This window comes from Acinetobacter rudis (assembly GCF_000829675.1).
In the GTDB taxonomy this organism is placed as follows: domain Bacteria; phylum Pseudomonadota; class Gammaproteobacteria; order Pseudomonadales; family Moraxellaceae; genus Acinetobacter; species Acinetobacter rudis.
This window is the reverse complement of record NZ_BBRX01000098.1, coordinates 1-10312: the sequence shown is the minus strand read 5'-3', so window position 1 is coordinate 10312 and position 10312 is coordinate 1. Positions and strand designations below refer to the sequence as shown.

General features: G+C 38.9%; 8 protein-coding genes. All 8 read right to left on the bottom strand.

Going from position 1 to position 10312, the window contains the following annotated elements:
* Nucleotides 1-2729: type VI secretion system Vgr family protein (locus Aru01_RS17125; RefSeq protein WP_016657990.1), on the bottom strand; the 2729-nt coding region annotated here is incomplete at its 3' end.
* A gap of 376 nt (nucleotides 2730-3105) precedes the next feature.
* Nucleotides 3106-4122: a UDP-glucose 4-epimerase GalE gene (gene galE / locus Aru01_RS17120; RefSeq protein WP_016657991.1), complete on the bottom strand. Its 1017-nt coding sequence runs from the start codon at nucleotides 4120-4122 to the stop codon at nucleotides 3106-3108.
* 40 nt (nucleotides 4123-4162) lie between these two features.
* The gene (pgi, locus tag Aru01_RS17115) at nucleotides 4163-5833 is read right to left on the bottom strand and encodes a glucose-6-phosphate isomerase (protein WP_016657992.1); all 1671 of its coding nucleotides are present in this window, start codon (nucleotides 5831-5833) and stop codon (nucleotides 4163-4165) included.
* On the bottom strand, nucleotides 5830-7092 hold the full coding sequence (locus Aru01_RS17110; RefSeq protein ID WP_016657993.1) for a UDP binding domain-containing protein: 1263 nt from the start codon (nucleotides 7090-7092) through the stop codon (nucleotides 5830-5832). Before Aru01_RS17110 ends, pgi begins: the two co-directional genes overlap by 4 nt.
* Nucleotide 7093: 1 nt before the next feature.
* Nucleotides 7094-7972, bottom strand: coding sequence for a UTP--glucose-1-phosphate uridylyltransferase GalU (gene galU / locus Aru01_RS17105; RefSeq protein WP_016657994.1), 879 nt, complete (start codon nucleotides 7970-7972; stop codon nucleotides 7094-7096).
* 51 nt (nucleotides 7973-8023) lie between these two features.
* Complete coding sequence (locus tag Aru01_RS17100; protein ID WP_016657995.1) at nucleotides 8024-8644, bottom strand: sugar transferase; 621 nt, start codon at nucleotides 8642-8644, stop codon at nucleotides 8024-8026.
* A gap of 1 nt (nucleotide 8645) precedes the next feature.
* Nucleotides 8646-9788 carry a glycosyltransferase family 4 protein gene (locus Aru01_RS17095; protein WP_016657996.1) on the bottom strand — a complete coding sequence of 381 codons (1143 nt, stop codon included), beginning with the start codon at nucleotides 9786-9788 and terminating at the stop codon, nucleotides 8646-8648.
* Nucleotides 9778-10312 (bottom strand): glycosyltransferase (locus Aru01_RS17090; RefSeq protein ID WP_042111666.1); only part of this gene is annotated, 535 nt, incomplete at its 5' end. The genes Aru01_RS17095 and Aru01_RS17090, both read right to left, overlap by 11 nt.

The window sequence follows — 10312 nt, the reverse complement described above, 5'->3', positions numbered from 1 at the left end:
TAGTCTGATTCAAATACTTCGATATCCACTGCCGACATTACATCCTTTATAAACACCATGGTCTTCCCATCCTCACCTGTCACACCTTGGAAAACTTGTCCATTTTCAGCAGTAATCTTATATTTCATATTTTTTACTGGTTCACCATCAGGATAATGTAGAATAAAATGTTCATCATATTTCGCCTTTAATTCTGGCATTACTGGCAATTGGCTTGACAATCTAGCACTACCGCTCATTTTAATTTGACCCGCTTTTAATTCCATTAAACCTGGGCACGCAATTTCAATATTACCTCCTTGAATTTTGATATACCCCTCACCAGATGTGATTAGTATTCCTTTGCCACTTTCTACTCTCACAAAATCATTCAATGAATAAATATGCATTTGCTGATTTGCAGATAATGTCATTTTTCCTTTTTGAGCAACAATATCGACCTCACCTTCGCCAGATTTAATTTTAATACCAGCATGTTTTGCAAAGATTGTTATTTTCTCTAAAGCTTGAGCGATCCAATTTCTTCCTGTGAAAAACTGCAAATTTTTGGACGTACTAACATCAATGTTCTGTTTCGACTCTAAATGTAGACCAGCTTTACTATCCAAAATCATGCCTGACTCACTATGTAAAGCAACTAAAGCATCAGGGCTTTCATTCCAATTTTCAAACTTACCCTTGAGTGCCGTTTGTGATTCTAAATCAGGCTCATCTACCTCATGCGAACTAGCAATTTCTTTGAAGTATTTATTATTATCTATATGATAATTAATATTTTCTTGTGCTTCAGATCTACTAAGTTGCTCACCTCTGGCCTGTTCTGATAACTCAGAAGTCAATAAGATTCCCTTACTTGCTCTAATCGCTCCCCAATCATCTGTCCTTAATTCAAAGCCTTCTCCACGACCATCACTTTCTGCTCTTGCTTTGGGATGGCTTAAGTTACCCAGATTGAGCTGAGTTGCTCCATGACTGCTCTGTAGCTGTGCACTAATCTGTCCCTGAGTATCATCAAATCGCAGTTGGTTATACCCCATAGCTCCCACCTCTTTGGAGCGGATACCACTTAACTTTTTAGTATCAGGGAGTTGACCTTGAGTATCGAATTGAGTTGGTGAACGTTGCGCTTCATGAATTCGTCCAGTGACAAATGGTCGATCAATATTGCCATCAAAGAAATCAATCACCACGATTTCATCTTTACGAGGTAAAAAGCGCGCACCATAGCCTTCACCCGCCCAAGGTGTAAGCACATCAACCCACGCTGAGTCAGTGTCATTATCATTACTCCCAGCACCACCATCGTATGTATGATCCTCAATACGTGTAAATAAAAAGCGAACCTTTATACGCCCCCATTCATCAACATAGATTTCTTCACCATCACTCACCACTTTGGCACGTTGTACATGCGCTATGGGCCGATACTTAAATGGATCATATTCAGGCACAATGGGGATACTACGACGCACTAGAGTCAACTCATTGGCTTGGCGCTGTTGATTACTGTCATGCTGATTGTGCCAATGATTCAAAATTAATAACTTTTCAATTTGATTTTGAATGTCTTTAGGGAAGTTATTCTGGTTATAAAAACGCTTATTTAAAATTAGAAACTCTTTATCACAACTATGATTTTTCTCAAGTTCTGGGTGCTCATTCAACCAAAACCAATAACCTACTTGTGTATCGCGTACACTACTCTGTGCGCTGAAGTATTTGGCTTGTAAGGTTTGGTATTGATTTAAATGGATACCGAGTTTATCCAATTGACTATTAGTTGACCTAGTTGTTTGATCCTCTCCCTGCAAATCACTCACCCATGCAGGTGAAATCGTCCAGGCTTGTTCCAGACTCAGACTTTCATTACTTTGTTGGCTACTCTGTTCATGTAAATTCAACACTGAACCGCTAGCATCTTCCTGACTTAAAACATCTGCTTGCCAACGCTGTACATGTATCGCAGTGGATTGTAACTGACGTTGTGCAATAAAACTTGTAATGCTGTCGCATTGTTCGGTGGCATGAGAACGATGATAATGAATTGCTTTACGCTCGAGCGCTTTAAATTGTGCATTATCATCAATCAAACGCAGTTTTTGCGGTTCAATAGTTGGACAGTGATCTGCAGCAAGATAACTTGATTCATCAATTAACCAATTAATAGACTCCTCTCGCAATATTCGAGTCAGGTAAGAAAAGTCAGACTCATTCGATTGCATCGAAAATGGCCGCACATCATAGTCTTTGCTTAAGCCACTTATGTCCAAGATTAAACTTACGGCAAATAAAGCGCTTTTTGACTGCCACTCTTTGAAGATAATTTCGACAATATCAACTACGCTTTTATTCATAAAAACACGACTATTACGACGTTTACACCAGAGTGATGTAGCATCTTGCATAGTCAAACGATATAAGCTCAAAGCACCATCGCTTTGGCCCTGACTGGCACCAGTGATAATACCTGTTGTTCTGAATAATTGTCCCGCATCTGTCACTTGATCAACAGCAACTTGGCAACCAATAAATTGTTTTAGCTCAATATAAGGATTGGTCGAAATACATAGCAATTCGGCAGATAGCCCCTCATTGATAGCATGGTACCCCTCTATTCGCTGTAACAAGACTTGAGTTTGCAGTGCTGCATTTGAGAATCGAACGTGAATCGCACGTTTTTGTGATCCGACACCTAATTTATCCAAAATGGCAAAAATATTATTAAACATTATTATGACAACCATATTTTATTTAAAACACAGTATCAAAATTAAGTTTAGCTAACAATAATATAGATTACACTTCAATTAAACTAAATCTAAATTCAATAAAACAAATAATTTACAATATTGTTTTAATTAATTATAATAAAAATAAACATCAGAAAAATCACTTATTTGTTTGATCTAAAAACAACCACTATTATTAATTAAAACTAATAAATGAAAAATATTAACATTCTATTTTTTAGTTCTCACTGAACTTTTCTTTTTAAATAGGCAACCTTGGACCCAGCACCTCAGCAACCCTGTATTTTTATAATCAGGATCAGCATGATATTTCCAACATCATGCTGACTTATTAAAGAGAATAAGCTGATGTGCTTCAGCGGTAGCCATTTGGATTTTTTTGCTGCCAATGCCAACTATCAGCGAGCATATCTTCTAAAGTATATTGTGGAGTCCATCCCAATTCAGTTATTGCTCGAGTATTGTCTGAAAACGACGTTGCAACATCACCTGCACGGCGCGGTACACATTGATAGGCAATCTTAATACCATTAACCTTTTCAAAGGCTTGTACAACTTCTAATACTGATGATCCAGTTGCAGTCCCAATATTCCAAGCTCGACAACCCGTTGCTATTAAACGATTCTTCAATGCACATAAATGTGCATTGGCCAAATCAACAACATGAATATAATCTCGTACACCTGTACCATCTCTGGTCTCGTAGTCATTACCGTAAATTGACAATTGCTCACGGCGCCCTACAGCCACCTGTGTCACATAAGGCATTAAGTTGTTTGGAATTCCCTGAGGGTCCTCGCCAATACAACCACTCTTGTGTGCACCTACTGGATTAAAATAACGTAATAGTGCAATTGACCAACGTGTTTCAGATAGAGCCAGTTTTTCTAATAACTGCTCAACAATCAGTTTAGTATAACCGTAATTATTACTTGGTATGCCGGTAGGCATATCTTCATTTAACGGTGAAGTATTGCTTTCATCATATACCGTTGCAGATGAACTAAAGACCAATTTGAACACCTGAGCACGTTGCATCGCACTAAACAGTGTAATACTCCCTGCAATATTATGCTCAAAGTAAGTCAGTGGAATTTGCTGACTTTCCCCTACAGCTTTAAGTCCGGCAAAATGAATCACAGCATCAATATCATGCTGTTCGAACAACTGATCTAAAATTTGAGCATCACGAATATCACCCTGAATAAATGTTAGAGGCTTATTACTTAAGGCTTGTACTCGTTGCAGTGCTTGCTCTGAACCATTTGAAAGGTTGTCTAAAACGACAACCTCATAACCCGCTTCCAGGAGCTGGACACAAGTATGCGAACCAATATAGCCCGCTCCACCAGTCACTAAAATTGTTGTCATTAAACTTGTCCTAATCTGTTCATTATTTTTAGTCGTTTGATCAAAGACTGTTTTCAAACTTGGCTAGCAAAATCTCAATTAAACCCTGAGTTGAGGAGTCCAATGGGATCTGTGTTTGTCCAGTCCCATTTAAAATGGGTAATAGCTGATTGGCAATTTCCTTGCCTTTTTCTACGCCCCATTGATCAAATGGATTAATATTCCACATGACTGACTGAACAAAAACTTTGTGTTCATACAAAGCTATCAGTGCCCCCAAACTGTATGGGTTGAGCTCTGACAACAGCATCGTTGTGCTTGGCTGATTACCAGTGTACTGTTTGTATGCGGGTAAATCTGCTAACTCAGCAGGATCTAGTACCTCATTACCAAAAGCTAAGAGCCGTGATTGTGCTAAGCAATTTGACAAAGCTAAATGATGTTGCTCAATGAGGGTTTCTGCATTTTGTGCATAGGTAAACTGATTGGCATTATAACGTTGTACTGGCGCAATAAAATCGCAGCTAACTGAATGTGTTCCCTGATGTAACAGTTGGTAAAACGCGTGTTGCGCATTAGGTCCAACCTCTCCCCAAACGATTGGACAGGTGTTTAACTGCGCAGCTTGGCCGTCGCGCTGAACCGATTTACCATTGGACTCCATCTCAAGCTGCTGTAAATATGCAGCAAAATACTTCAATCGCCCATCATAAGGCAGTACAGCATGCGTGTGTATATCAAGGAAATTATTATTCCAAACACCAAGTAGCCCCATCAGTACAGGAATATTTTGCTCAAAACGAGCATGTTGAAAATGCTCATCCATTTGATAGGCGCCTGCCAAAAATTGCTTAAATCCATCAACACCGATTGTTAAGGCTATAGGCAATCCAATACAAGACCATAATGAATAACGACCACCAACCCAATCCCAGAGTAAGAATTGATTTTCAGCTGCAATACCCCATTGGGTCATTTTTTCAGGTTTAGTTGAAACGCCAACAAAATGGCATTTCAAGACTGTTGGTGTTTTACCTAAACTATTTTCCAACCAACAACGCGCAGTCTGAGCATTGGATAAAGTATCAATTGTGCCAAAAGATTTTGATGAGATTATAAATAAAGTCGTTTCAGGTCTAAAAGTATGAAGTAAATCAGATAATTGACTGCCATCAATCGTTGAAACAAAATGAACCTGTACTGGTTTTTCTGTTTTTACCTGAAAATCAGAAAGTGCGTGACTCACCATCAATGGCCCAAGATCTGATCCACCTACTCCAATATTAACCACATCACAGATCACTTCACCTGTTGCGCCTCGATACTGACCTGCATGAATTTTTTCAACCAAGGCATACATACGGTCTAACTGACGATGTACTTCGTCAACCACGCGATGCTGTTGCTGATCATGTGGTAAACGTAGTGCCCAATGCATCGCTGCACGTTGTTCTGTTAAATTAATTTGCTCATCAGAGAATAAGCGTTTGATCCACTGATCCAAATCTTTCTCTTGGGCAAATTGTATTAATGCATCTAATACCTCAACACCAATTCTCTGCTTACTAAAATCAAAAGTAATATTGTTATGCTGAACAGAAAATTGTTTAAATCGTGCCGGATGATTTTTAAATAACTCATTGAGATGAATATTTTTATATTGCTCAGCCAAAGTCGTTAATTGTTGATCGACTGGATTAGATCGTGTTGTCAATTCAACTGGTTGATTCATGCGCGACCAACTCCGGTATAAGCAAAGCCTTGAGCTTTGACAAAACTTGGATCATAAATATTGCGACCATCTAGAATATAAGGATGCCTCATCATTCTTTGTAGCTGCTTAAAGTCAGGGCTAGCGTATTGAGGCCATGCTGTCATTAGACAAAGTGCATCAGCCCCTAGCGCGACTTGATACTGCTCAGCAGCTAAGATTAAATCATCACGCTGCCCATACAGCCGAGCAATTTCACCGAGTGCTTCTGGGTCATGCAACTGAACAATCGCGCCTTGCGCCCATAAAGCTTTTAACATGACATGTATTGGTGCATTTTGAATACTTGACGTATTTTCTTTAAATGCTGCACCCCAAATTGCGATCACTTTTCCCTGCAAATCACCATGGTAGTAATTCCACAGTTTTCTAAACATGATTTCTTTTTGCTGCTCATTAATTGCGTAAACTTGTTTGAGCAAACGACTTTGCACACCAGATTCAGATACTGTGCTCGATAAAGTTAAAATATCATGTGAAAAGTTTTCGCCCCCAAAACCCGCTCCAGGAGAAAGATAAGTTGAACCAATCCGACTGTCCGCGGCCAAACCATGCTTCACATTTAAAATATCAATACCCAGTTTTTCCGCAACAACTGCCATATCATTCATATAGCTAATACGGGTAGCTAACATCCCAGAAATACTGAGTTTAGTAAATTCAGCATCCAAAATCGGCATAAATAAATATTGATGCTTGGCTGGAAAAATTGGTCTTAATAATTCACGAAATAGAACTTCGGTAGTTTCACTATCAACACCTATGATGTTCTGCTTTACTTGCAAAATACTCTTAAGTGCATGACCTTCTTGAACCACATCAGGGAAATAGGCCCAATGATCATGTGGGGCAATCTGCTTGAGTTTTTTGGTACCTTGCAAACCGAATGTAGAACCATTAATCATCAGTTTAGGGTGAATCATTGGACTTAGCGCAAAATGTTGTAGCACCTCTTCTGCAAGTGCATACTCTGTTGGGCGAAATCCAAAGAAAAATACATCTCCATCCAATGGAACTTGATTAAAACAAATCCGTTTTAAAAAATTATGTTGTATTTGCTTTTGTAGAAGTGTATTTAAATTTTCATCTGCAACGTGTGCAAACGGCTCAACAACTGACGCATTTGGATCAGGACACCAAAACACTTGATGTCCATATTCAGCCAAAAGCCCTGTCATGGCCTCAGCTTGTAAGGTATTCCCAAATACTGTTATTTTCATTTTATAACTTGAGCTCTTGAATAAGTTCCTTAAACTCAGCACCTAGTTTTGGATGCTCTACACCATAGTGCAATACTGCCTTTAAATACCCTAGCTTACTGCCACAGTCAAAGGTCTGGCCTTGCATACGATATGCTTCAACAGGCTGAGCGTTTTGTAATAATGCGATCGCATCTGTAAGTTGAATTTCATTCCCCGCACCTTTTGGCGTTTGTGCCAATAACTGCATGATCTCAGCAGGTAAAATATATCGACCTACGACAGATAAATTTGACGGTGCAGTACCTAATGCCGGTTTTTCGATAATACCACGCATCAATACGCTTTCACCCTCTCTTGGTGCGGTAGTAACATCAACAATACCATATTGATCAACTAGATCATCAGCCACGGCTTCGACCATAATTTGTGCTGCTTGACTCTGGTTAAAACGTTGAATCATTTTAGCCAGATCATTGTGCTGTGTATTCGAAGCTTTAACCAACACATCAGGCAATAGAACCGCAAAATCATCATCACCGACAATATCTTTAGCACACAGCACAGCATGTCCCAAACCCAATGGCTGTGGTTGTCTAACACTTACTACACTGACATGACTTGGAATGATATCGCTGATCTCAGCCAAAAGATCAAATTTCTTTTTCAGTTCAAGTGTAGTTTCTAGCTCAAAGTTACGGTCAAAATAATTTTCAATCGAAGCTTTGGAACTGTGTGTAACTAAAATAATTTGTTCAATGCCTGCCGCAACTGCTTCTTTAACCACATACTCAATGGCAGGACGGTCAACGACCGTCACCATTTCTTTTGGAATCGATTTGCTTGCAGGTAAAAACCGAGTACCAAGACCTGCTACAGGTAAAATTGCTTTTTTGATCATAGTGACAACTTGAAATGACTAAATAAAAAATAAAATCAAGCGCGCAACTGATTAAGGCTGTGCTTGATCTTTGTCTTCCTGTATTGAATTACCCTTAAACAATGATGGCCCTACATGGCCTGGCGCATTAATCCCATCACGCTTTGACATCACTGCAACCGTTTTAAACATAATCTTAAAGTCTACCCAAATATTGTGATGATCAACATACCAAACATCACATTTAAAACGGTCTTCATATTCTAAATCATTACGTCCACTAATCTGCGCCAGTCCAGTCATCCCCGGTCTTACTTCTAATCTTCGTGCTTGCTCTGGTGAATATAACTCTACAAACTCTTTTAACATTGGTCGTGGCCCAACCACACTCATGTCGCCTTTAAGCACATTAATTAGTTGAGGCATTTCATCCAAACTGGTTGAACGCAACTTCTGACCAAAAGGAGTTATTCGCTCTTCATCAGGTAAAGGAATACCTTGTGCATCAGTTGCATCTTTCATTGAACGGAATTTAATCATTTTAAATAATTTTCCGTTTTTCCCAGGACGTTCTTGATAGAAAAATATAGGAGACCCTAGATTTTTACGCACTTTTAACATGACATAAATAAAAACAGGTGATAACAAAATAAGTGCTATCGAAGAAATAATAATATCAAAAAATCTTTTCATATTAATCACTTACCCCCATTATTCCCAACAACTTTTCATTAACATCTCGTACATCATAACTACGTAATGCTATTTTATAACTTTCGCTCCCCATCTGATTCACTTTCTCTGGATTCTTAATAAAAAAACACATCCGTTCAGCCAAAGCTTGTGCATCCCATTTCGGTATCAAAAAGCCATTAACCCCATCAACCACAGTCTCACGACAGCCTGGTACATCGGTAGTAATCACAGGTCGCCCCATTGCCATTGCTTCTTGTGTACTGCGCGGTATGCCTTCTCGATATGAAGGCAGTACAAATACACTACTTGCACTAATCCACGATTGCACATCAGTGACATAACCAGGATAGTCAAATAACTTCTCATCTATAAGTTGATCTAAAACATGCTGTTTTAATGCCCCCATATTGGCGTGATCAATCGCCCCTAAGACCGTAAATTGGGCATTTGGATATTGAGATTTTACCAAACGAATTGCATCAATAAATTCAAAAATTCCCTTTTCTTTTAATAATCTGCCAATGAATAAAAAGCGAATTGGCTCTATAGGTGCTTCACGGTATGGATATTGTGATAAATCCAAACCTATCCCACCCAATATATGCGACTGTGCAACATGAATATGATGTTGTTCGAGTAAATCTTGTTGATCATCACGATTTAAAAAAATCATATGGTCTAATTGCGGCAAGGCCAAACGATATAACAACAACTGAACATTACGGACTATTCTGGTTTTTAAGGTCTGTCCGTTGGGTTGCTCGGTAAAGGTATAACCCAAACCTTCCAACATCCCGATCACCACAGGTACCTTTGCCCATTTAGCAGCAATGCTCCCATAAATAACAGGCTTAGCAAAATACGAAAATACAATATCTGCTTTAATTTGCTTTAACTTTTGAACAAGTTGTCGCAAAGCCATAAGATCTGAAAATGGATTTAATCCACCACGACTCAGCTGATAAGTTACAGGTCGCGCACCCAATGCACTAATTTTCTCTAAACATTGATTTGTATATTCTGAGGTAAAGGCATATACCACATGTTTGTCTTGCACCAATCTTTTGATTAGGTCTGCCCTAAAGCCATAAAAGCTTGCGCCCGTAGTACCAATAAGTACGATTGTTTTATTATGATGCATAAATTTCTAACCACTTCTGTACTGAGCCATCCAAAGAGAACATTTTCTCAACACGTTGACGAGCACGAAGATTATTTTCATCAATCAGGTTTTGCGCCAAACTAAGCGCAGATAATAATGCATTCGCCAAAGCATGACTATTTGCAGTCGGGACCAATATGCCCGTATCGCCCATGACCTCACGCACTCCACCACAATCTGTCGCAATCACAAAAGTTTCACAGGCCATCGCTTCTGCAACCACCAAACCAAAACCTTCAAATGAAGATGACAACACAAAATAATCAGCCACTGACATTAACTGTTCAATATCATCACGACGTCCAAGCAAATGAATATCATGTTGTAACTGATAATCTTCTATCAATTGTAGTAAAGCCTTATGTTGCTCACCGTCTCCAGCAATAAAGAGTTTAGGTAATTGGGCACCCTCTACGATACTTTTTAGGGTATGAAAACTTCGAATTAAATTTGGATAATCCTTAGCTTCATGCAAACGGCCAACAGCTAAAATAATTTTTTGT

Coding starts and splice junctions, on each gene's coding strand:
- galE (WP_016657991.1), bottom strand. CDS start 4,122: ATGACAACAATTTTAGTGACTGGTGGAGCGGGCTATATTGGTTCGCAT.
- pgi (WP_016657992.1), bottom strand. CDS start 5,833: ATGAATCAACCAGTTGAATTGACAACACGATCTAATCCAGTCGATCAA.
- Aru01_RS17110 (WP_016657993.1), bottom strand. CDS start 7,092: ATGAAAATAACAGTATTTGGGAATACCTTACAAGCTGAGGCCATGACA.
- galU (WP_016657994.1), bottom strand. CDS start 7,972: ATGATCAAAAAAGCAATTTTACCTGTAGCAGGTCTTGGTACTCGGTTT.
- Aru01_RS17100 (WP_016657995.1), bottom strand. CDS start 8,644: ATGAAAAGATTTTTTGATATTATTATTTCTTCGATAGCACTTATTTTG.
- Aru01_RS17095 (WP_016657996.1), bottom strand. CDS start 9,788: ATGCATCATAATAAAACAATCGTACTTATTGGTACTACGGGCGCAAGC.